This is a genomic window from Kribbella sp. NPDC058693, assembly GCF_042715335.1.
Classification (GTDB): domain Bacteria; phylum Actinomycetota; class Actinomycetes; order Propionibacteriales; family Kribbellaceae; genus Kribbella; species Kribbella jiaozuonensis.
Map to the genome: position 1 here is coordinate 1,621,003 of NZ_JBHXSQ010000003.1, position 22,870 is coordinate 1,643,872.

The window sequence follows — 22,870 nt, forward strand, 5'->3', positions numbered from 1 at the left end:
TCAGCCACCTCAGATCCGAAAGGTGACCCGATGCGGGACCCGCACCCCGAGCTCTCCGTCGTCGTACCGATGTACGACGAGGAGGAGGTGCTGCCGATCTTCTTCGAGCGGATGCACCCGCTGCTCGACGGCCTGGGGATCACCTACGAGCTGCTCGTCGTCGACGACGGCAGCCGGGACAAGACCGCCTCCCTGCTGCTCGCGGCCGCCGAGGACTGGCCGCAGCTCCGGGTGGTCCGGCTGCTCCGCAACAGCGGTCACCAGGCCGCGCAGTCGGCCGGCTTCCGGCGCGCCCGCGGTCAGTACGTCGTCACGATCGACGCCGACCTCCAGGATCCGCCGGAGGTCATCGCCGAGTTCCTCGAAACGGTCAACGAGCAGGACGTCGACGTTGTGTACGGCGTACGCTCCGACCGCTCCAGCGACTCGTGGGCCAAGCGCACCAGCGCCCGGCTCTACTACCGGTTGATGTGCCGCCTGGTCGGCAAGGACATCCCGTTCGACGCGGCCGACTTCCGACTGGTGACGCGACGCGTGGTCGATGCGGTGAACGCGTTGCCGGACGACGGGCGGGTCTTCCGCCTGGTGATCCCGTGGCTCGGCTTCCCGAGCGCCGAGGTGCGGTACGTGCGGGCGGAGCGAGCCGCCGGCACGACGAAGTACAACTTCTCGAAGATGCTGCGGCTCGCGTTCGACAGCGTGACCGCGTTCTCCGCCGCGCCGCTGCGGCTGGCGACCTGGCTGGGGCTGCTCGGTGGCGCGATGTCCGGGTTGTTCGTCGTCGGTGCGCTGGTGATCAAGCTGACCGGCCGGAGCATTCCCGGCTGGACGTCGACCGTGCTCGCGGTCAGCGTGATCGGCGCGATCCAGTTGCTGTGCCTCGGTCTGCTCGGTGAGTACGTCGCGCGCCTGTTCCAGTCGAGTCAGCGCAGACCGCAGTTCCTCGTCGGGTACGACAGCCTCGGCGACCACGGCCATCAGGAACCGCTGCACCACAAGGCCCCGTCTGACAGATGAAAAGGTCGCTTCCGTGGCTGCTGCCGATTCTGGTAGCGGCCGGCGGGTTCGTTTCGCTGGGCGATGTCGGAACGGGTCCGATCGTCAAGTACGCCGCGTACTTCGCGTTGGCGATCGCGCTGCCCGGCACGCTGCTGCTCCGCGCGGCCTGGCGCAGTACCGGTAACTGGGCCGAGGACCTCGGACTCGGCTCGGTCGTCGGCGCGACCTGGCAGCTGATCGGCTGGGCGATCTTCACCGCGCTCGGCTGGCAACGCTGGTTGATCGTCTGGCCGGCGCTGGTCCTGATCGGCTTCGCGATCTTCGGGCGCTCCCATTGGCGCATCGTCGATCCGAGACCGCTGCCGGTTGTCTGGACCTGGGGACTGGCCGTCTCGGCGGCGGTGATGATGGGCGCGGCCACGTTCGGCGTGATGGCGTACCACCCGATGCCACCGCACGGCGAGGCGTACTACCCGGACCTCCTCTACCACCTGTCGATGGTGAACGAGCTGACCCGGACGGTGCCGCCCGAGATCCCACAGGTGGTGGGGGAGCGGCTCGAGTACCACTGGTTCGCGAACGCCGACATGGCCGCCGCAGTCGACACCACCCGCCTCACTCCGATGGTCGTGCTGTTCCGGCTCTGGATACTGCCCTGGCTGGTCGTTTCACTCCTCGTCTGCGCGACACTGGCCCGCACCGTCAGCCGCACGTGGTGGACCGGCGTACTCGCGGCTCTCGCACTGGCCGCGCCGCAACTGTTCCTACTTGTCGACACGAGCGTGAACCTCGCACCGCCGGTCAGCTTGCTCAGTCCGTCGCAGACATTCGGCATGGTCGCCGGCGTGGCAGTCGCGATCTTCCTGATCGAGCTTCTGTTCAAGGGCGGCACCCACCGGCTATGGCTGCTCGCTGTTCCCGTTGCAGTCGTCGGCGGCGGTTCGAAGCCCACAGTGCTCCCTCTGCTGGTCGCAGCAGTCGGCCTGGCCGCGCTGTACCTACTGATCACCACGCGACGTCTGCCGTGGCGTCTGATCGGTACGACGGTCGCACTGCTTCTGGTAGGTGCAGTCACCTTCCTGACGGTGGCCGGCAGCACCAGTGGGTCGCAGCTGCAGTTCCTCGCCGTACTGAAGTCGCTGCCGGTCTACACAGCGGCCACCGGCGACACCACGCAACCAGGTGACGGCGGTCTGATCCTCCCAGCGCTCGCACACGGCCATGTGCTCGGCACACTCAGCCTGCTGCTCGGGCTACTGCTGACTCTGCAAGCGATGTCCTGGGCCGGGTTCGGTGTTGTCGGCCGCAAGGATCCGGTCGCGTGGTTCCTGCTCGGCGCGATGATCGCGGGCTGGGCCGGCTACCTGCTGATCGACCACCCGTCGGTGAGCGAGTCGTACTTCGTCTACATGGCCGCACCGTTCAGCCTGGCCGGAGCCGGATGGTTCGCCGCGACCAGTGCACGCGCCTCGCGTCGACCAATCCCGATAGCGATCGCGGCCTTCGCGCTCTCGATCGTGTACGCCGGCATGCTCGTCTGGGCCCGTGGTGTGCCGGCCGCGTCAACCGGTCGGCAGCTGTGGTTGAGCACGCGGATGTTGCTCGTCGTCCTCGGCATCACGCTGGTCCTGCTCGCGGCGTGGCGGCTGTTCTTCCGGCAAGCAGGCGGCGGCATGTTCGTCGTACTCGTGCTGTTGTCGACGGCACCCATCAGCTCGTTCCTGCAAAGCGCCGTACGCGGTGACACCGAGAAGGCGCCGACCTATCGGGCCGCGCGCTGGTGGGTGTACCCGGACGAGGCCGAGGCAGCGTTGTGGCTCGGTGAGAACTCGGCGCCGACCGACGTCGTCGCGACCAACACCTGGTGCCGCCCGGCCGGTACGACGGCGCCGGGCTGCGATGCGCGCGGGTACCTCGTCAGCGGGATCGCCGGTCGTCGCACCTTGATCGAGGGCTGGGCGTACACGAACCAGGCGATGGCCAAACAGGGCAACGGCGGCCGCCGCTACACCGAGCAGGCGTCGCCATGGCCGGACCGCGTCGCCCTCACCAACCAGGCCCTCACTGCGCCGACCGCCGTGGTACTGCGACGGATGCGCGACAAGTACGGCGTCCGCTGGCTGTATGCCGATGCGCGCAACGGCCCGGTCTCGCCCGCACTCGACCAGCTCGCCGTACGCCGACACAGCATCGGCAAGGTCGTCATCTACGAACTCGGAGAGTGATTCTCCCGTAACATTGGGTCGGCGCGGACCGTTGTGTCTACGCAGGTCCGCCCGCCCGCGGCCGATGCACTTCGGCACCCTGATCGTTCGGGAGGGCGGGACACATGCGGGCTACCCGACCGGGGGCCATTCTTCTTGCCACCGGCCTGTTGAGCCTGGCCACTGTCACCGCGAACGCGTATCAGGTGCCGGCCACTCCGTTCACCGAGCAGGCGACCGCGGTCATGCCGGGTTCGGCGTTGCGGCAGACGATCACGGCGAGCGGGCACACCGAGCTCGGAGACCCGACAACAGCCGGCTTCCGTGGTATCGGCCCGACGACCTACCAGCCCGCGATCGGCAAGGACGTCCCCGCGCAGGACGTCGTGGTCAACACCGGCGACTGCGCGTCGACCGGCGGCTGCGGCGATCGCGGCACGGTGACGATCGCGTTCTCCCAGCCCGTCCGCAACCCGGTCCTGCACCTCGGCGGCATCGGCGGCTCCGTCACCCGGACCGACAGCGGCAAGCCGATCGCGCAGTCCGAGCTGCACTCGATCCTGAAGCTGACCACCGCCGGCCTCAGCCTGACGAAGCTTGGGCAAGGCAACAACCTCGCCGTCACCAGCGACACGATCACCGCCGCCAACCACGACGCCGGCCCGAACTGCGTCAACACCAAATCCCCGTCCGGTCTCGACACCTCCGCGACCGCCGCATGCGGATCGGTCCGGGTGAACGGCATCGTCAACAAGCTCACGTTCGCGATCAGCGCGCAATTCACGAAGCACCCGAAGCTCCCGGCCATCAACAACGCCTCCTCCGGCGACGCGTTCTCGATCGTCGCGTCCACGCCCGAGGACTTCGGTGACGCACCCACGTCGTACGGCGCTGCGTGGTCGGTGCTCAGCGACGTACAGCTCGGGAAGGACGTCACCGAAGACAACGCCGACGTCGCGAACGGCACCACCGGTCCGACCGCAGCGGATCAGGCCGACGACGGTGTCGTCTTCAAGCCGCTTCGCACCAACCAGACGACGTACGCCGCCGACCTGCAGCTCGCGGGTACGTCGAAGGCCGGGCGCGCGTGCGCGTGGATCGACCTCAACGTCAACGGCACGTTCGAGCCGGGCGAGCGAGCCTGCGCCGCATTCGCCGCTAAGCAGACGACCGTCACGTTGCGGTGGTCCGAGCTCGCTCCCAAGGCCGGAGCGTCGTACGCGCGGGTGCGGGTCGGCTACAACGACGTACAGGTCGAGAAGTCGACCGGAGCCGCCGACTCGGGTGAGGTCGAGGACTACCCGTTCGCGATCACGCCGCCGCCACCGCCGGTGCTGACCGACGACACCGCGACGACTGCGTTCAACACCGCGGTCATCGTCCCGGTGCTCGCCAACGACAAGCCCGGCGACCCCTCGGCCCCGCTGGCGCCCGCGACTCTCTGCCTCCTCGACGGCAGCGAATGCGTCGAGATGGTGAACGTGGTCGGCCAGGCTAAGTACGTCGCCAAACCCGACGGCACGATCCGCGTCGAGCCGGTGCCCGGGTTCGTCGGTCCGGCCGAGCCGGTCACGTATCGCGTTGCCGACAGCAATGGCATCACCGCGACCGCCAAGGTGACCGTCACGGTCTCGCTCCCGGACCACCCGGTAGCCATGCCCGACACGGCGACCACTCCGCAGAACGTCAGCGTGTCGGTCAAGCCGTTGGCCAACGACCGCGCCGCGGCCGGTGTCCAACTTGATCCCGCGTCCGTCGTACTGCGCGATCCGGCCGACGCGACCTTCAAGAAGAAGGTGATGATCGCCGGCGAGGGTGAGTACGTCGTGAAGCCCGACGGCGGCGTGGACCTCGTACCGCAGCCGCACTTCACCGGCGTCGGCACGTCGATCGGCTACCGCGTCACCGACACGACCCAGCAGACCGCCGAGTCCACGCTCGCCGTCACGGTCACGCCGGTCACGCCGACGGCCAACGGCGACTCGATCTCGACCGCGTTCGACACCGACGTCGTCGTACCCGTGCTCGACAACGACCTGCCCGGCTCGCCGGACGCACCGCTTGTGCCGACCACGCTGCGGCTCGTCGACCCGGCCACCCGACAGCTCGTCGACAAGGTGACGATCGCGCAGCAGGGCACCTATCTGGTTGCCGCCGGCGAGGTGAGCTTCCAGCCGGTGCACGGGTTCAAAGGCGTCGGTACGCCGCTGACCTACCAGGTCCTCGACAAGAACGGTACGCCGGCACGCGCCGTACTCACCGTCTCCGTCGACGCGCCCGGGCCGCCGGTCGCGAACCCGGACACGATCACCACGCTGCAGGGTCGGTCGGTGGTCATTGCCGTCCTCGACAACGACAAGCCCGGTCCGACCGGTGCCGTACTGAAGCCGGAGACCGTGCGGTTGCTCGCGCTGTCCGACGGGGATCCGTTGACGACTCTGGTGGTCGCCGGTCAAGGCAAGTACACGGTCAAGCCGGACGGCCAGGTGCTGTTCGAGCCATTGCCGACGTTCAGCGGAACCGCGACGCCGATTCATTACCAGGTTGCCGATAGCAACGATGCGATCGGGAAGTCGACGCTGACCGTGCGGGTGACGAAGGTGCAGCCCGACGCGTCCGACGACATTGCGAGTACGGCGTACGACACGAACGCGACCGTGCCGGTGCTGGCGAACGACGACGCGGGTGACCCGTCCGTGCCGCTGGTGCCGAGCAGCGTGCGGCTGACCGACCCGACGACGAAGGAGCCGACAGCAACGGTCGTGATCGCGGGCCAGGCGACGTACACGGCAACGCCGGAGGGCAAGGTCTTGGTCGACCCGATGCCGAAGTTCACCGGCGTCGCGACGCCGGTCACCTACCGCGTCTCGGACGTGAACGGTACGACGACCACGGCAACGCTGACCGTCACCGTCGCGAAGCCGCCCGCGCCGACCGTGGCGCCCGACACCGCCACCGGCAAGCAGAACCTTCCGCTGTTGGTGAAGCCGTTGGACAACGACACCGCCGGGCGCGGATCCGGACTCGATCCGCTCAGCCTCACACTCGTGGACCCGGCAGATGGTTCGCTGAAGAAGCTGGTGAAGATCCCAGGCCAGGCCGACTACCAGGTCAACCCGGACGGCACGGTGAGGGTCGATCCGCTGCCGGGTTTCACCGGTGCTGCGACCAAGGTGACGTACGGGATCTCGGACTGGTTCGGACAGTCCGCGCGGTCGACGATCACAGTCACGATCACCCCGATCACTCCGGATGCGGCCGATGACACGGCACGGACGCCGTACGGGAAGACTGTCACGGTCAACGTGCTTGCGAACGACAAGCCCGGTGACCCGTCGGCGCCGCTGGTGCCGGGCAGTCTGCTCCTCGTCAACCCCGCCGATGGGTTGCCGACGGCATCGGTGCGGATCCCGAACGAGGGTGTGTACACGGCGGCCGGGGGATCGGTCCGGTTCGATCCGGCGGCGACCTCCCGCGGACCTGGTACACCGCTGACCTATCAGGTTGCCGACAGCAACGGGACCAGGACGACGGCTCGCCTGACGGTGACGGTCGGCAAGCCGCCGGTCGCGGTCGCCGACCATGCCTCGACTCTGCAGAACGTGACCGTGACGGTGAACGTGCTGTCGAACGACATCCCGGGTACGGACGCGACCCTCGACCGCGGCTCGATCGGTCTGCTCGACGCGACCGAGTATGGCAAGAAGCTGACGGTCCCCAAGCAGGGCACGTACGCCGTGCTGCCGAGCGGGGCGATCGAGTTCGACCCGCTGCCGGGGTTCCAGGGCAAGGCGCTCCCGATCCGCTATCGGGTCGCGGACTCGGACGGCAACTACGCGGCGACCACGCTGAGCATGACCGTGACGCCGGTCCGGCCGGTGGCGGTCGGGGACTCGGCGATCACGCCGTACGGGCATGCGGTCACGGTGAACGTGCTGGTGAACGACAAGGCGGGTGATCCGTCCGCGCCGCTGGTCCCGTCGAGCCTGGTCGTGAAGGATGCGGCCGGGCATTACGGCAAGGCGATGACGCGGGCCGGCGAGGGGAGTTATCGCGTCGGCGACGGCGGGGCGGTGACGTTCACGCCGGTGAAGGGGTTCGAGGGCGTGACGACGCCGACGGCGTACCGGATCGCCGACGGCAACGGGACGACCGCCGAAGGTCTGCTGGTGCTGACCGTCGGCAAGGGTCCGTCGGCGGTCGCGGACGTTGCGACCACCAAGCAGAACGTGAACGTCACCGTTGATCCGCTCGCGAACGACGAACCGGGGACGGGCGCGCAGCTCGATCGGACCAGCGTGCAGCTGTACGGCGGTTCGTGGACCGGCAAGGTTGCGATCCCGGGCCAGGGCGTGTTCACGGTGGCCAACGGAAAGATCGTCTTCGATCCCGAGCCGGCGTACCGCGGCACCGTCTCCGTCCCGTATCAGGTCACCGACACCACCGGGAACAAGGCGAGCGCGTCGGTCACCGTCACGGTCGCGCCGGTCACGCCGGTGATTGCCGACGATACGGCGACGACGCCGTACGAGACTCCGGTGACGGTCGACGTGCTCGCGAACGACAAGCCGGGTGATGCGAGCGCGCCGTTGGGCAACGTGCAGCTGGTTGATCCGTCGACCGGGGATCCGGTGGCGACGCTGACTGTGCCGGGGGAGGGGACGTTCACGGTGCAGCCGAGCGGGGCGATCCAGGTCGCGCCCGAGGATGGGTTCGCCGGGCTGACGGTTCCGGTCGGATACCAGGTTGCCGACCGCAACGGAACGGTCGGCGACGGCACGTTGACGATCACGGTGCAGGACCGTCCGGTCGCCGTACCGGACGTGACGCGGACCAAGCAGCATGTCGCCGTCACGGTCGACCCCCTCGCGAACGACAAGCCAGGCCCGGACGCGAAGTTCGAAGCTGACTCCCTGCTCCTGGTCGGGCCGGGCGGTGCGCTCGTCAACCAGCTGACGGTTCCCGCGCAGGGTACGTATGTCGTTGCCGCCGGCAAGATCACGTTCAGCCCGGTCGCCGCGTTCACGGGCACCGCACGACCGACGGCGTACGACGTCAAGGACACGAACCAGAACTCGGCCCGCGCCACCATCACCATCACAGTCGCGCCGGTGCGTCCGATCGTCGTCGACGACAACGCCGACACCGCCTTCGGCAGGGCGGTCGTGGTCCCGGTCCTCGACAACGACAAACCCGGCGACCCGTCCGCACCGCTCCGACCGGCCTCCGTCGTACTGCGTGACCCGGCCGACGGCAAGGAGAAGAAGTCCGTCACCGTGCCACGCGAAGGCAGCTACGCGGTCAACGCAGACGGCGCCGTCACGTACACGCCCGCGAAGGGCTTCGTCGGTACGACGCGATCGCTCGCCTACCGCGTCACCGACGCGAACGGCACCTCCGACACCGCGCTCCTCGACGTGACCGTCGCCGGACCACTGCTGATCAAGGCGGTGCCCGACACAGCAACCGGTACGCCGGGCAACCCGGTCGCGGTCAACCCGCTCCTCAACGACAGCGGCGCGATCAGGCCGAGTTCAGTCTGTCTCCGCACGGCCACCGGCACCTGCGCCAAACACGTCACCGACGGCACAGGCACCTGGTCGGTCGCCGGCGACGGCACGGTCACCCTCAAACCGGCCGCCGCCTTCATCGGCACCGCCAAGGCGACCTACCAAGTCGGCGAGTCCACCGCCCCGGTCAAGTTCACCGTCGGCGCCGAGCCCATCGAGAACCCCCGCACAAACACCAGCGCTGATCTCCCACCAACCGGCGGCCCGCCAGCGATCGTGCTCACCCTCGGCACCCTGCTCGCGGCCCTCGGCGCCACCCTCCTGGCCCTGGCCCGAACCCGCCGCTAGAGGTCCTGCACCAGCATGATCTCGTCGCGGTAGTCGTCGGCGCTGAGGCGGATCGCGCGTGGCTGAGTGCCGACGATGCGATAGCCGAGCGGCCCGTAGAACTTCTCCAGGCCGAGCCCGCCGCGGATCGTCAGTTGGAGTTGCTCGAGGCCGAGATCGACCGCCGATCCGCGCAACCCCTCCATCAGTACGCGGCCGGCGCCGTTGCCCTGGTGCTCCGGGTGGACCATCACCCGCAGCACCGTGCGCCAGTGTTCCTGCAGCCAACTCCCGCGACTCACCAGCAGGCCCATCCCGACGTACCGCTCACCGTTGTGGAGCACGCCGAGCAGGTCCAGGCCCGCCGCGACCCGGCCGAGCGAGCCGTCGAGGTCCTCGGCGATCTGCTCGACCGGCGCGGGCGGCGTGTACCCGACCGCGCCGCCCGCGTTCGTCGCCGCGACCCAGGTGTCCAGCAGGTCCGCCCGCAACCCCGGGGCCAGCGCCTCGTCCGAGTCCATAGCCAGGTACTTCACCGCACCTCCATCTGCGACTGAGTTGCAGATAGTCTACGGCTCAGTGGATGTGCTCGAGCTTGTCCGGGTTCCGGATCAGGTACAGCTCGTTGATCAGGCCGTCCTCGGTCTTCAGGAACGCGACCGTGTCCGGCGAGTCCCCGTCGTACGCGATGTAGGCGATCTCGCCGTTGAGCGTTCCCATCCGGACCTCGAAGCCCGGGTTCTCGGCGATCACCGCGAACAGCCAGCGCGCGATCTTGTCCGCACCATGGATCGGCCGCAGCGCCGCCTTCTTCTTCCCGCCGCCGTCGCTGATCAGTACAGCGTCCGGCGCGAGCAGCGCGACCACCTGGTCGAAGTCGCCCGACCCGGCCGCCTGCATGAACCGCATCGTCACCTCGTCGTGGCGCGCCTTGTCGACGTGGTGCCGCGGCTGCCGCGCGGAGACGTGCTCGCGGGCCCGATGAGCGAGCTGCCGTACGGCGGGCTCCGACCGGCCGAGCGTGTCCGCGATCTCGTCGTACGGGAGATCGAACACCTCACGCAGTACGAACGTCGCACGCTCGAGCGGCGACAGCGTCTCGAGTACGACGAGCATCGCCATGCTGACCGAATCCGCCAGCTCGACCGCGGCCTCGGGGTCGTCGTCCGTCGCGAGGGGCTCAGGCAGCCAGGGGCCGACGTACTGCTCCCGTCGGGCCTTCTGCTCCCGCAACCGGTTCAGCGCCAGCCGTGTGGTGATGCGGATCAGATAAGCCCGCGTGTCGCGCACCTCGTCGTGGTCGACCCCGGTCCAGCGCAGCCACGCCTCCTGGACCACGTCCTCGGCGTCGCTCACGCTGCCGACGACGCGGTACGCCGCGCCGACCAGCACGGACCGATGCTCGGCGAACTCGCTCGCCAACTGTTCCTCGGTCATTTGACCGGCCTCAGTTCGCAGGTCTCCTTGAAGCCCTGGCTGGTCAGCCCGAGGGCGGCGTTCGTGCGGGAGCGGTAGTTCTCCAGCGAGATGACCGACGTGAGCTCGACCAGTTGCTCGTCGGTGAGGTCTGCGCGCAACCGCTCGACCTGCTCATCGGTGACCTCCGGCGGGGTCGCCGTCATCGCCTCGGCGTAGTCCATCACCGCGCGCTCCAGATCCGAGTAGACGTCGCTGTCCCGCCACCCTGGCACATCGCGCAGCTTGGCCGGGTCGACACCCTGGTGATGGAACTCCCAGTAGCCGAAGTCCATGCACCAGCTGCACCCGATCCGCGCCGACGTCACCATCACCGCGAGCGCCTTCAGCTCCGGATCGAGCTTGTTCCACCGAGCCGCCGACCCCTCCAGCAGCAGCATCGACGTCAGCACCCGCCGGTTGTGCAGCGCTGCCTGCCCCGGCTCCAGCACCGTCCCGTACTTCCGCCGGCTGCCCCACTCGGCCAGCCGGACAAACCAGCCCCGCTGATGCTCCAACGCGATCCGCGCCATCTCACCCTCCAGAGTTCGTCGTCGACCACTGGACACGCGGCAGCACGCGCCGTGTGACATGACGCGCGTCACAGCACGTGGTTGGCTGGTGGTCTCAGGAGGCGGAACCGGTTGGATATTCATCCGGTTCGTGGCATACTCATTCATATGAGTGTGAAGGTGGCGGTGGCCGGTGCCAGCGGATACGCGGGAGGCGAGCTGCTCCGGTTGCTGAGCAGCCACCCCGAGGTGGAGATCGGCGCCCTGACCGCCGGCGGAAACGCCGGTACGGCGCTCGGCGTGCACCACCCGCACCTCGTGCCGCTGGCCGGGCGCATCCTGGTCGAGACCACGGCGGAGAATCTCGCCGGTCACGACGTGGTGTTCCTGGCCCTGCCGCACGGACAGTCCGCCGGAATCGCCGACCAGCTCGGCGAGGACGTCACCGTGATCGACTGCGGCGCGGACTTCCGGCTGACCGAGGCCGAGGCGTGGGTCGAGTTCTACGGCGGCGAGCACGCCGGCTCGTGGCCGTACGGGCTCCCGGAGCTCCCCGGACAGCGGGACAAGCTCCGCGGGTCGAACCGGGTCGCCGTACCGGGTTGTTACCCCACCGTCTCCACGCTGGCCCTGCTTCCCGCCGTACAGCACGGGCTCGTCGACCCCACCCAGCTGGTGGTGGTCGCAGTCAGCGGTACGTCGGGCGCGGGCAAGGCCCCGAAGGCGCATCTGCTCGGCGCCGAGGTGATGGGTTCCGCGTCGGCGTACGGCGTCGGCGGGGTGCACCGTCATACGCCGGAGATCGAGCAGAACCTCACGCCGTACGCCGATCAGCCGGTCAGCGTCTCGTTCACGCCGGTGCTGGTCCCGATGGCCCGCGGCATCCTCGCCACCTGCAGCGCGCCGATTGCCGATGGCACCGACCTCGCGAAGGTCCGGCAGGCCTATGAAGATGCCTACCGCAACGAGCCGTTCGTGCACGTGCTGCCCGAGGGGCAGTGGCCGCAGACGCAGGCCACCCTCGGCGCGAACACCGTGCAGTTGCAGGTAGCCCTCGACCAGCGCACCGGCCGCGCCGTCGTCGTGGCCGCGATGGACAACCTCACCAAGGGCACCGCCGGCGGAGCCGTGCAGTGCATGAACCTGGCCATCGGGCTCGACGAAGCCCTGGCCCTGCCTCTCGTAGGAGTCGCACCGTGACCGTTACAGTTACCCCAGCCACCCAAGTCGATCGGAGCGCCGGTGTCACCGCGCCGGCCGGCTTCCGCGCGGCCGGGGTGATCGCCGGGATCAAACCAGCCGGTACGCCGGACCTCACCGTCGTCGTGAACGACGGCCCGTCCAACGTCGCCGCCGGCGTCTTCACCACGAACAAGGTGAAGGCCGCGCCGGTGCTCTGGTCCCAGCAGGTCCTGACCGCCGGCGCGTTGAAGGCCGTCGTACTGAACTCCGGCGGCGCGAACGCGTGCACGGGCCCGGAAGGCTTTCAGGACACGCACAAGTCCGCCGAGAAGCTGGCCGAGTTGCTCGATGTCGGCGCGGCGCAGATCGGCGTCTGCTCGACCGGCCTGATCGGCGAACGTCTCCCGATGGACCAGCTGATCCCGGGGATCGAGACCGCGGTCGGTGCCCTCGGCGCCACGACCGGTCACGACCTGTCCGCGGCGACCGCGGTGATGACGACCGACAACGTGCCGAAGCTGGGCGTGCTGCGGCACCCGGACGGCTGGAGCATCGGCGGGTTCGCGAAGGGCGCCGGGATGTGCGCGCCGAACATGGCGACGATGCTCAGCGTGATGACCACCGACGCCGTACTCGACCAGCCGCACCTCGACCACGCGCTGCGGAACGCGGTCGCGAAGACGTTCAACCGGCTCGACGTCGACGGCGGTACGTCGACCAACGACACCGTGCTCCTGCTCAGCTCGGGTGCCTCCGGTGTGACTGTTACTCCCGAGGCGTTCGAGGCGGCGTTGACTGTGCTGGCTGCTGACCTGGTGAAGCAGTTGCAGGCCGACGCCGAGGGCGTCACCAAGCACGTCAGCATCACCGTGCAGGGCGCCGCGACCGAGGCCGAGGCGCTGGCCGCCGCCAAGATCGTTGCCGAGGACAACCTCTGCAAGACCGCGTTCTTCGCCTCCGACCCGAACTGGGGCCGGATCGCGATGGCGGTCGGCAACGCCCCGACCGCGTTCGACCCGTCGCTGCTCGACATCACGCTGAACGGCGCGGCCATCTGCGTCGCCGGCGGCAAGGGCGTCGACCGGTCCGATGCGGACCTCAGCGGCCTGGAGATCGACGTACTGATCGACCTGCACGCCGGTCCCGCCTCGGCGACCGTACTCACCACCGACCTTTCGCACGCTTACGTCGAAGAGAACTCGGCCTACTCCTCGTGAACAGTCATGCAGACGCGGTCGAGAAGGCCGCCGTACTGACCGAAGCCCTGCCCTGGCTGAAGGAGTTCCACGGCAAGACGGTCGTCGTGAAGTACGGCGGGAACGCCATGGTCGACGACAAGCTCAAGCAGGCCTTCGCGTCCGACATCGTCTTCCTCCGGTACGCCGGGGTGCGGGTGGTCGTCGTCCACGGCGGCGGGCCGCAGATCAGCGACATGCTCGGCCGGCTCGGGATCGACAGCGAGTTCCGCGGCGGCCTGCGGGTCACCACGCCGGAGGCGATGGATGTCGTCGGCATGGTCCTCGTCGGCAAGGTCGGCCGCGAGCTGGTCGGTCTGCTGAACGCGCACGGTCCGTTCGCGGTCGGCATGTCCGGTGAGGACGCAGGCCTGTTCACCGCGGAACGCCGTACGGCGCTCGTCGACGGGGAGCACGTCGACATCGGGCTGGTCGGCGACGTGGTCGAGGTACGGCCGGAGGCGGTGGTCGACCTGATCGACGCCGGCCGGATCCCGGTGGTGTCGACGATCGCGCCGGACGAGGACGGTCAGGCGCACAACGTCAACGCCGACACCGCGGCCGCCGCGCTCGCGGTCGCGCTCGGCGCCGAGAAGCTCGTCGTACTGACCGATGTCGCCGGGCTCTACCGGAACTGGCCGGACAGCGACGAGATCATCACGCAGATCGACGCGGCCGAGCTGGCCGAGCTGCTGCCGTCGCTGGCCTCCGGAATGGTGCCGAAGATGGAAGCCTGCCTGCGCGCGGTCCAGTCGGGCGTGTCCCGGGCGACCGTGATCGACGGGCGCGTCCCGCACTCGCTGCTCCTCGAGATCTTCACCGACGCCGGAAGTGGAACCCAGGTGATCCCCTCATGACCGAACTCGTCACTGTCGACGGCTCCCAGGCCGCACTCACCGAGCGGTACTCCGGTGCGCTGATGAACACCTTCGGTGCGCCGAAGCGCGTGCTGGTGCGCGGCGAGGGCGCGTACCTGTGGGATGCCGACGGCAACAAGTACCTCGACCTGCTCGGCGGCCTCGCGGTGAACTGCCTCGGTCACGCGCACCCGTTCGTGGTGTCCGCGGTGACGTCGCAGCTCGCGACGCTCGGCCACGTGTCGAACTTCTTCGCCTCCGCGCCGCAGATCGCGCTGGCCGAGAAACTGCTCGGTCTCTTCGATGCCCCGGGCAAGGTGTTCTTCACCAACTCCGGCACCGAGGCGAACGAGGCAGCCTTCAAGATCACCCGGCGGACCGGCCGGACCAAGATCGTCTCGACGGTCGGTGCGTTCCACGGGCGGTCGATGGGCGCGCTCGCGGTGACCTGGAAACCGGCGTACCGCGAAGCGTTCGCGCCGCTGCCCGGCGACGTGGAGTTCGTTCCGTACGGCGACGCCGAGGCGCTCGCCGCAGCCGTCGACGACCAGACGGCGGCCGTCGTCCTCGAGCCGATCCAGGGCGAGAACGGCGTCGTCGTACCGCCGGCCGGATACCTGCGGGCCGCTCGGAGCATCACCGCCGAGCACGGCGCGCTGCTGTGGATCGACGAGATCCAGACCGGGATCGGCCGGACCGGCACGTGGTTCGCGTTCGAGCCCGAGGGCATCACCCCGGACATCGTGACCGTTGCGAAGGGCCTCGGTGCGGGCATCCCGATCGGCGCATGCATCGGGCTGGGCGCGGCGGCGGACCTGCTGCAGCCGGGCAACCACGGTACGACGTTCGGCGGCAACCCGGTCGCGTCGATCGCCGGCCTCGCGGTGCTGACCGTGATCGAGCGGGACGGGCTGCTTGCCCAGGTGAATGCCGTCGGCAACCACCTCGCGTCGTCGATCATCGCGCTCGACCACCCGATGATCGCGGGCGTCCGCGGGCGCGGGCTGCTGCTCGCGATCGAGCTGACCGCGCCGGTGTCGGACCAGGTGGCGGCGCTCGCCCTGGACGCCGGGTTCGTGATCAACAATCCGATTCCGAACGCGTTGCGGCTGGCGCCGCCGTACATCCTGAGCAAGGCTGATGCGGACAGTTTCGTCGCGGCCCTTCCCGGGTTGCTCGACAAGGTGGAGGTCTGATGGTTCGGCACTTCCTTCGGGACGACGACCTCTCGCCGGTCGAGCAGGACGAGGTACTGACGCTGGCCGCGCAGTTGGCTGGGGACCGGCACGGGCACAAGCCGTTGAGCGGGCCGAAGACGGTCGCGGTGATCTTCGACAAGACGTCGACGCGGACCCGGATCTCGTTCGCGGTCGGGATCTCCGAGCTCGGCGGCGTACCGCTGGTGATCGACGCGCAGACCTCGCAGCTGGGCCGCGGCGAACCGATCGCGGACACGGCCCGTGTGCTGGACCGGCAGGTCGAGGCGATCGTCTGGCGGACGTTCGGTCAGAGCCGGATCGAGGAGATGGCGGCCGCGTCGCGGGTCCCGGTGATCAATGCGCTGACCGACGAGTTCCACCCGTGCCAGATCCTGGCCGACCTGCAGACCGTGCGCCAGCACAAGGGCGCGACCGCCGGGCTGAAGCTGGTCTACCTCGGGGACGGCGCCAACAACATGTCGCACTCGTACCTGTTGGGTGGCGCGACCGCCGGCATGCATGTCGTTGTCGGATCGCCGACGGAGTACCAGCCGGATCCCGCGATCCTGGCGCGTGCTGCTGAGATCGCCGCGTCGACCGGGGGATCGGTGGCGTGGACGGCGGACGCGATCGCGGCGGCCGACGGCGCGGATGTGCTTGCCACCGACACCTGGGTGTCGATGGGGCAGGAGGCCGAGGCGGCTTCGCGTGAGGCGCCGTTCGTGCCGTACGCCGTGACGGAGCAGCTGCTGTCCAAGGCGAAGCCGGACGCGATCGTGCTGCACTGCCTGCCCGCGTACCGTGGCAAGGAGATCGACGCGGCCGTGATCGACGGCCCGCAGTCGGTCGTCTGGGACGAGGCCGAGAACCGGCTGCACGCGCAGAAGGCGCTGCTGTCGTGGCTGTTGGCAAGGAGTTTCGGGGCATGAGTATCGCCGTACCGACGACCAAGACCGCGCGCCAGCAACGGATCGTCGACCTGCTCGGCCGGCAGCCGGTGCGGTCGCAGACCGAGCTGGCTGACCTGCTCGCTGCGTCCGGCCTGGTTGTCGGGCAGGCGACGCTGTCGCGCGACCTGGTCGAGATCGGTGCGGTGAAGGTCCGCGATTCGTCCGGCCAGCTGGTGTACGCCGTACCGGGTGAAGGCGGCGACCGTACGCCGCGAGCCGGCGAGGCAGCTGCTTTCGAGGCGCGCTTGGCCAGAGTGGCGTCCGAGCTGCTGGTGTCGGCGGAGGGCAGTGCCAACCTCGTGATCCTGCGAACCCCGCCGGGTGCGGCCCAGTACTTCGCGTCGGCGATCGACCACGTGGGACTGGACGACGTACTCGGCACCATCGCCGGCGACGACACCGTCATGGTCGTGTCCCGTAACCCGGTCGGCGGCGAAGCCCTCGCCGCCCGCTTCTTGTCCCTGGCCGCACGTGAACCGAAGTAAGGAATTGTTGTGAGTACTGCTGGACTGTGGGGCGGCCGGTTTGCGGGCGGCCCGGCGGATGCGTTGGCGGCGTTGAGCAGGTCGACGGACTTCGACTGGCGGCTGGCGCCGTACGACATCGCCGGTTCGAAGGCGCACGCGAAGGTGCTGCATCGCGCGGGCTTGCTGACCGACGAGGATCTGACGGCGATGCTGGCAGGTCTCGACGGGCTGCTCGAGGACGTTTTGTCGGGGAAGTTCCTGCCGGCTGAAGCTGACGAGGACGTGCACACCGCGCTGGAGAATGGATTGCTCGACAGGCTCGGTGCCGAGCTGGGCGGTCGGCTGCGGGCCGGGCGTTCGCGGAACGACCAGGTCGCGACGCTGTTCAAGAGCTACTTGCGTGAGCACGCCCGGATCATCGCCCGGCTCGTGCTGGAGCAGGTGAACGCGCTGGCCGATCAGGCTGCGCAGCACCTTGGCGTCGCCATGCCGGGCCGGACGCATCTGCAGCACGCGCAGCCGGTGTTGCTGTCCCACCATCTGCTCGCGCACGCATGGCCGCTGATCCGGGACCTGGATCGGCTGGCTGACTGGGATGCTCGAGTTGCGGCGGATTCGCCGTACGGCTCGGGTGCTCTGGCCGGCAGCTCGCTGGGGCTGGACCCGGTGTTCGTCGCCCACGAGCTGGGCTTCACGAACTCGTCGGCGAACTCGATCGACGGGACCTCGTCGCGGGACTTCGTGGCGGAGTTCGCGTTCATCACCGCGCAGATCGGCGTCGACCTGTCCCGGCAGGCCGAAGAGGTGATCATCTGGGCGACGAAGGAGTTCGGTTTCGTCGAGCTGGACGACGCTTTCTCGACCGGGTCGAGCATCATGCCGCAGAAGAAGAACCCGGACATCGCCGAGCTCGCCCGCGGCAAGGCGGGCCGCCTGATCGGGAACCTGAGCGGCCTGCTGGCGACACTCAAGGCGCAGCCGCTCGCGTACAACCGGGACCTGCAGGAGGACAAGGAGCCGGTCTTCGACTCCATCGACACCCTCGAGGTCCTGCTGCCCGCGTTCACCGGGATGATCCGGACGCTGCGCTTCAACACCGCCCGCCTGGAAGAGCTCGCACCCCAGGGCTTCTCGCTGGCAACCGACATCGCCGAGTGGCTGGTCCGCCAGAAGGTCCCGTTCCGGGTAGCCCACGAGTTGGCCGGCGCCTGCGTCCAGGCCTGCGAGAAGCGCGGCATCGAGCTGTGGGACCTGTCCGACGACGACCTCGCCGCGATCTCACCCCACCTCACCCCAGAGGTCCGCTCCGTCCTCACCGTCCAGGGCTCCCTCGCCTCCCGCAACACCCGAGGCGGCACGGCGCAACCCCAGGTCGAGGCCCAGCTGACCGAACTCCGCACCCGCGCGGGAGAGCACAGCACGCGTCTCGCTTAGGGTGCTGCGCATGCGCCGTTCTCTTCTTGCTGGTCCTGTGCTGGAAGTGGCGCCTCAGCTGCTCGGCATGCTGGTGAGCAGCACCACCGACGAGGGCACCGTCGTCGTACGCCTCACCGAGGTTGAGGCGTACGACGGCCCGAATGACCCGGGCTCGCACGCCTACCGTGGCGAAACGCCCCGGAACGCGATCATGTTCGGCCCACCCGGCTTCCTGTACGTGTACTTCACGTACGGCATGCACTTCTGCATGAACGTCGTCGTCGGCCCGCCCGGCAAACCATCGGCCGTCCTCCTCCGCGCCGGCGAGATCATCGAAGGCGTCGAACTCGCCCGCGCCCGCCGCGGCCAACCAGCCGTGGAGAAGGTCGCCTTCAATCAGGTCAGGCAGGGCCCGGTGGTGAAGCGACCGAAGGTCAACCCCGACCGGGACCTCGCTCGCGGCCCGGCCCGTCTGTGTGTTGCCCTCGGCATCAGAGGCGAAGGCAACGGCACCGACCTCTTCGCCAAGGACTCACCGATCCGGCTCTTGTCGGGCCCCGGCTTCGACGGCGAACCATCCACCGGTCCGCGCGTAGGGCTCCGTGAGGCAGCCGACCGCGCGTGGCGTTTCTGGATCCCGGGCGACCCGACGGTTTCGCCGTACCGCCCGCACGTTCCGAAGCGCCGCGCCTAACGCTTGGCCAACTCCAGCACGTAGTCGAGCTGCGGAAGCCCGTGCTCCACTTCCGGATCCGGGAACAGCCCGATGTGATGCACGCCGGCGGCCTCCAGCGCATCGATATGCGCAGCCGCGTCCTCGAGCGTCCCGATCGCGCCGATCTGCGTCCACCAGTCCGTCGGCATCCCCACGAGTCCCTCGACCCCGGAGTCGTCGAACAACTTCTTCATCTCGTCGAAGAACGGCAGCGCAGTCACCCCCGGGTGGTTGTCACCGATCCGCCACCCCAGCCACGGCGCAGTCCACTCGTACGCCGTCTTGCGGTCGTCCCGCACGCACATCGCGGCGAACACCGCGACCACGAACCCATCCGGCGATCCGGCGTACTCCACCGACTGACGCACGTACGCCGGAGTGGCCGGCTCCGCGAGCACGACACCGCCCGCGACCCGACCGGCCAGCGCCATCGACTTCGGACCCATCACGCCGAGCAGGATCGGCGGCGGGGTGACCGGCGGCGCGTCGAGCTTTACGTCCTTCAGGTACACCGCCTTGCCCTCGAAGCTGACCTCCTCGCCGGCGAGCAACCGGGTGACCGTCGTGGTGACTTCCTCGAGAGTTGTCAGCGGCGACTTCGGCCGGACACCCATCTGCTCCATCCACGACTGCACGCCGTGACCGATGCCCGGCAGGAACCGCCCCGGCCCGAGCGCGTCCAGCGTCGCGAACTCCATCGCCGTTACCGCCGCCGTACGAGCCACTGCGGGTGCGATGCCGAGACCGACCGTGAGCCGCTCGGTCGATGTCAGCGCAGCCGATACCAGCGACGGGCCGGCCGTGAAGAAGCAGTCCTCGATGATCCACAGCTCGTCCGCGGCACCGCGGTCGAGCCGCCGCGCCACGTCGGTGACGAGGGCGGCGGGGAAGGTACGCGGGAAGCACATTCCGACACTGGTCATGAGGAGACGGTAGGAGACGCCGCCGACAGTTCGTGAAGTGCGGGTCAAAGCTTGTCGCCGCGCGCGAGTGAGGACGACTAGGGGACCGTGCTCCGGGTAGGTTTCTGGTATGGCCCGTCCGCACTACGCGTCCCGTCTCGAGGACTGGTTCAACGTGGGAGTGCAGGCTGTGTTGCGGCGGCGTGGCTGGCAGGAGCGGATCATCCCGCAGGTCGGTTACGGCAATACGGAGTTCGTCCGGGTGCTGGCCCGCGTCGTACTCGGCCGGGACCCGATCAACCAGCCGCGGTACGAAGAGGACCAGGTGGTGCGCGGCTGGCGGGTCTTCGTCACGGCGCCGGCCACCAAGGTGCTGGTGTCGGTCACCGTCAACGGGCGGACGTACGACGCTGTCACCGACCGCGGCGGGTTCATCGACCTGACTGTGCCGGAGGTGCTGCCGGCGGGCTGGCACGAGATCATGCTCGGCGTCCACGGCGAACGGCAGGCCCGGGCGCGCATCTTCGTACCGGACCCGGACGCGACGTTCGGACTGGTCAGCGACATCGACGACACGGTCATCCTGACGATGCTGCCGCGTCCGTTCATCGCGGCCTGGAACACGTTCGTCCGCGACGAGCAGGCGCGCCGCGTCGTACCAGGAATGGCAGGGCTGTACGACGAGCTGCTGGCGGACCACCCCGGTGCGCCGATGTTCTACCTGTCCACGGGAGCGTGGAACACCGCGCCGACGCTGACCCGCTTCTTCGCGAGGCACGGGTACCCACCGGGGCCGTTGCTGATGACGGACTGGGGGCCGACGAACACGGGCTGGTTCCGCAGCGGCCAGGAGCACAAGCGGACCGCACTGCGCCGGCTGGCGCGCGAGTTCCCCAATGTGCGCTGGGTGCTGATCGGCGACGACGGCCAGCACGACCCCCAGCTGTACGGCGACTTCGCGCAGTCGCACCCGGATCACGTGCTGGCCATCGGCATCCGCCAGCTGACCCCGGCCGAGCAGGTCCTGTCCCACGGTCTCCCCGTACCGAACCCGGACCCGGGCGCTCACGACCCACAACGTCCGACCGCGGTGACCGTGCAGGGGCCGGACGGACATGCGCTCCGTCCGCAGCTCCGCGCCGTACTGACACGTCCGGAACCCACCTGAGCGCTGTCCGGTCGGCGTACAGGACACTAGGGGCGACCGACGTACTCGAGGAGAGACCAAGTGACCGAACGCCGCACCCAGGTACTGGATGACCTGGAGAGCCGTGGCCTGATTGCCCACTCCACCGACCCGGATGCCCTTCGGGCCTCGATGGCGGAGGGACCGATCACCTCTTATGTCGGCTTCGACCCCACCGCACCCAGCCTGCACATGGGGAACCTGCTGCAGCTGCTGACGCTGCGGCGACTTCAGCTGGCCGGCCACAACCCGATCGGGCTTGTCGGCGGCGCCACCGGGTTGATCGGAGATCCCAAGGAGTCGTCGGAGCGGGTGCTGAACCCGAAGGACGTCGTCCAGCAATGGGTCGAGAAGGTCCGCGCCCAGGTGGAGAAGTTCATCGACTTCGACGAGTCGCTGCCGAACCCGGCCCGGATCGTCAACAACTACGACTGGACCAAGGACCTCAACACCCTCGACTTCCTGAGGGACATCGGGAAGCACTTCCCGGTGAACCGGATGCTCGGCCGCGAAGTGGTGAAGGCGCGGCTGGAGCAGGGGATCAGCTACACGGAGTTCAGCTACGTGCTGCTGCAGTCGCTGGACTACCTGGAGCTCTACCGCCGGTACAACTGCACTCTGCAGACAGGCGGCAGTGACCAGTGGGGGAACCTGACCGCCGGCGTGGAGCTGATCCGCCGTAGCGATGGCGGGAGGGCGCATGCGCTGGCCACCCCGCTGGTGACCAAGGCGGACGGCACCAAGTTCGGGAAGACCGAGTCGGGCTCAGTCTGGCTGGACCGGGAGCTGACGTCGCCGTACGCCTTCTACCAGTTCTGGTTCAACAGCGACGACCGAGACGTCATGCAGCTGGTGCGGTACTACACCTTCCGTACGGCGGAGGAGATCGCCGCGCTCGAGCAGGCGACCGCGGAACGTCCACAGGCTCGCGAAGCGCAACGTGTCCTCGCGGAGGACGTGACGACGCTGGTGCATGGCGCCGAGGAGACCCGGCGTGTGCAGGAGGCTTCTAAGGCGCTGTTCGGCCAGGGGGAGTTGGCGTCACTCGACGGCTCCACGCTGGTCGCGGCGCTGCGAGAAGCACCCCACGTGGAGCTGGGCGCCGGCGAGCCAATGCCAACGTACGGCGACCTCCTGGTGAAGTCCGGACTGGTTGCCAGCAAGTCCGCTGCACGGCGAACTGTGGCTGAGGGCGGCGGGTACCTGAACAACGAGAAGGTGAAGGACGCGGAGTACGTGCCTGGCACGGACGACCTGCTGCCCGGCGGCGTGCTCGTGCTGCGGCGCGGGAAGCGTTCATTTGCAGGGGTTCTGGCGTCACCGGTGCAGGGCTGAGGGCTGCGGTGCGGGGGTGGGCTCCACTCCCACACTCGGGTTGCCGAAGGCAAATTACAGGCCTGTGATTCAGCACACCGGGAACCGATTTGACCGGCTACCTGCGAGCCACGTAATGTTCTTCTTGTTGGAGCGAGGCGCGGGACGCGAAAGCGGCCGGTCGCTCCGAACCCCCCAAGGCTAGCTGAGCCGAACCGGGTTGTCTGATCCGGGGCGGTAGCTTGGATGCGGGTGGATGGTCAGAAAATCGGGTCTTGACTCGGTGGATCTGATCCGGTAAGGTAGCGCAGGTTGCCCCGGAAGCCTGGCCGAAAGGTCATGCTGCGGTGTGCGTCCGATTCTTGAGAACTCAACAGCGTGCCGAAAGTCAATGCCGAAATTTAGCATTATCCCCGTTCATGGGCTTCGGATGATTTCTG

At 68.7% G+C, this 22,870-nt stretch carries 17 protein-coding genes; 13 read left to right on the plus strand and 4 right to left on the minus strand.

Going from position 1 to position 22,870, the window contains the following annotated elements:
- The first annotated feature begins 30 nt into the window (after positions 1–30).
- From ACFWUU_RS26060 to ACFWUU_RS26070, 3 genes are all read left to right on the plus strand, one after another.
- Positions 31–1,017, plus strand: a complete 987-nt coding sequence (locus ACFWUU_RS26060) for a glycosyltransferase family 2 protein (RefSeq protein WP_380178998.1) — start codon at positions 31–33, stop codon at positions 1,015–1,017.
- Positions 1,014–3,224 (plus strand): hypothetical protein, encoded by a 2,211-nt coding sequence (locus ACFWUU_RS26065; protein ID WP_380179001.1) that lies wholly within the window; start codon positions 1,014–1,016, stop codon positions 3,222–3,224. The genes ACFWUU_RS26060 and ACFWUU_RS26065 overlap by 4 nt, the downstream gene beginning before the upstream one ends.
- Before the next feature lie 104 nt (positions 3,225–3,328).
- On the plus strand, positions 3,329–9,061 hold the full coding sequence (locus ACFWUU_RS26070; protein WP_380179003.1) for an Ig-like domain-containing protein: 5,733 nt from the start codon (positions 3,329–3,331) through the stop codon (positions 9,059–9,061).
- On the opposite strand, the gene ACFWUU_RS26075 is transcribed toward ACFWUU_RS26070, so the two are convergent.
- The 3 genes from ACFWUU_RS26075 to ACFWUU_RS26085 are packed head-to-tail and all read right to left on the minus strand — an operon-like array spanning position 9,058 to position 11,028.
- Positions 9,058–9,576: a GNAT family N-acetyltransferase gene (locus ACFWUU_RS26075; RefSeq protein WP_380179005.1), complete on the minus strand. Its 519-nt coding sequence runs from the start codon at positions 9,574–9,576 to the stop codon at positions 9,058–9,060. The genes ACFWUU_RS26070 and ACFWUU_RS26075 overlap by 4 nt on opposite strands.
- 40 nt (positions 9,577–9,616) lie before the next feature.
- The gene (locus tag ACFWUU_RS26080; RefSeq protein WP_380179007.1) at positions 9,617–10,477 is read right to left on the minus strand and encodes an RNA polymerase sigma-70 factor; all 861 of its coding nucleotides are present in this window, start codon (positions 10,475–10,477) and stop codon (positions 9,617–9,619) included.
- The gene (locus tag ACFWUU_RS26085; protein WP_380179009.1) at positions 10,474–11,028 is read right to left on the minus strand and encodes a carboxymuconolactone decarboxylase family protein; all 555 of its coding nucleotides are present in this window, start codon (positions 11,026–11,028) and stop codon (positions 10,474–10,476) included. Before ACFWUU_RS26085 ends, ACFWUU_RS26080 begins: the two co-directional genes overlap by 4 nt.
- Positions 11,029–11,175: 147 nt before the next feature.
- Here ACFWUU_RS26085 and argC point away from each other — a divergent pair, with 147 nt between their 5' ends.
- Genes argC through ACFWUU_RS26125 form a run of 8 tightly spaced genes read left to right on the plus strand, consistent with a single transcriptional unit; the run spans position 11,176 to position 19,007 of the window.
- Positions 11,176–12,207, plus strand: a complete 1,032-nt coding sequence (gene argC / locus ACFWUU_RS26090; protein WP_380179011.1) for an N-acetyl-gamma-glutamyl-phosphate reductase — start codon at positions 11,176–11,178, stop codon at positions 12,205–12,207.
- Complete coding sequence (argJ, locus tag ACFWUU_RS26095) at positions 12,204–13,406, plus strand: bifunctional glutamate N-acetyltransferase/amino-acid acetyltransferase ArgJ (RefSeq protein WP_380179013.1); 1,203 nt, start codon at positions 12,204–12,206, stop codon at positions 13,404–13,406. The genes argC and argJ overlap by 4 nt, the downstream gene beginning before the upstream one ends.
- Positions 13,403–14,281, plus strand: coding sequence for an acetylglutamate kinase (gene argB, locus ACFWUU_RS26100; protein WP_134109219.1), 879 nt, complete (start codon positions 13,403–13,405; stop codon positions 14,279–14,281). Before argJ ends, argB begins: the two co-directional genes overlap by 4 nt.
- Complete coding sequence (locus tag ACFWUU_RS26105; protein ID WP_380179015.1) at positions 14,278–15,477, plus strand: acetylornithine transaminase; 1,200 nt, start codon at positions 14,278–14,280, stop codon at positions 15,475–15,477. The genes argB and ACFWUU_RS26105 overlap by 4 nt, the downstream gene beginning before the upstream one ends.
- Entirely contained in the window at positions 15,477–16,409 is a 933-nt protein-coding gene (gene argF / locus ACFWUU_RS26110; RefSeq protein ID WP_380179017.1) for an ornithine carbamoyltransferase, read from the plus strand. Before ACFWUU_RS26105 ends, argF begins: the two co-directional genes overlap by 1 nt.
- Positions 16,406–16,915 (plus strand): arginine repressor, encoded by a 510-nt coding sequence (locus ACFWUU_RS26115; RefSeq protein ID WP_137257933.1) that lies wholly within the window; start codon positions 16,406–16,408, stop codon positions 16,913–16,915. Before argF ends, ACFWUU_RS26115 begins: the two co-directional genes overlap by 4 nt.
- Before the next feature lie 3 nt (positions 16,916–16,918).
- Positions 16,919–18,331 (plus strand): argininosuccinate lyase, encoded by a 1,413-nt coding sequence (argH, locus tag ACFWUU_RS26120; RefSeq protein ID WP_380179063.1) that lies wholly within the window; start codon positions 16,919–16,921, stop codon positions 18,329–18,331.
- 10 nt (positions 18,332–18,341) lie between these two features.
- Positions 18,342–19,007: a DNA-3-methyladenine glycosylase gene (locus ACFWUU_RS26125; RefSeq protein ID WP_380179019.1), complete on the plus strand. Its 666-nt coding sequence runs from the start codon at positions 18,342–18,344 to the stop codon at positions 19,005–19,007.
- On the opposite strand, the gene ACFWUU_RS26130 is transcribed toward ACFWUU_RS26125, so the two are convergent.
- Positions 19,004–19,951, minus strand: a complete 948-nt coding sequence (locus ACFWUU_RS26130) for an LLM class flavin-dependent oxidoreductase (RefSeq protein ID WP_380179021.1) — start codon at positions 19,949–19,951, stop codon at positions 19,004–19,006. The genes ACFWUU_RS26125 and ACFWUU_RS26130 overlap by 4 nt on opposite strands.
- A gap of 109 nt (positions 19,952–20,060) precedes the next feature.
- Between ACFWUU_RS26130 and ACFWUU_RS26135 the strand changes: the two genes are divergently transcribed.
- Positions 20,061–21,098, plus strand: coding sequence for an App1 family protein (locus ACFWUU_RS26135; protein ID WP_380179023.1), 1,038 nt, complete (start codon positions 20,061–20,063; stop codon positions 21,096–21,098).
- Between the two features lie 60 nt (positions 21,099–21,158).
- Complete coding sequence (gene tyrS / locus ACFWUU_RS26140; RefSeq protein ID WP_137257929.1) at positions 21,159–22,451, plus strand: tyrosine--tRNA ligase; 1,293 nt, start codon at positions 21,159–21,161, stop codon at positions 22,449–22,451.
- The last annotated feature ends 419 nt before the right edge of the window (positions 22,452–22,870 follow it).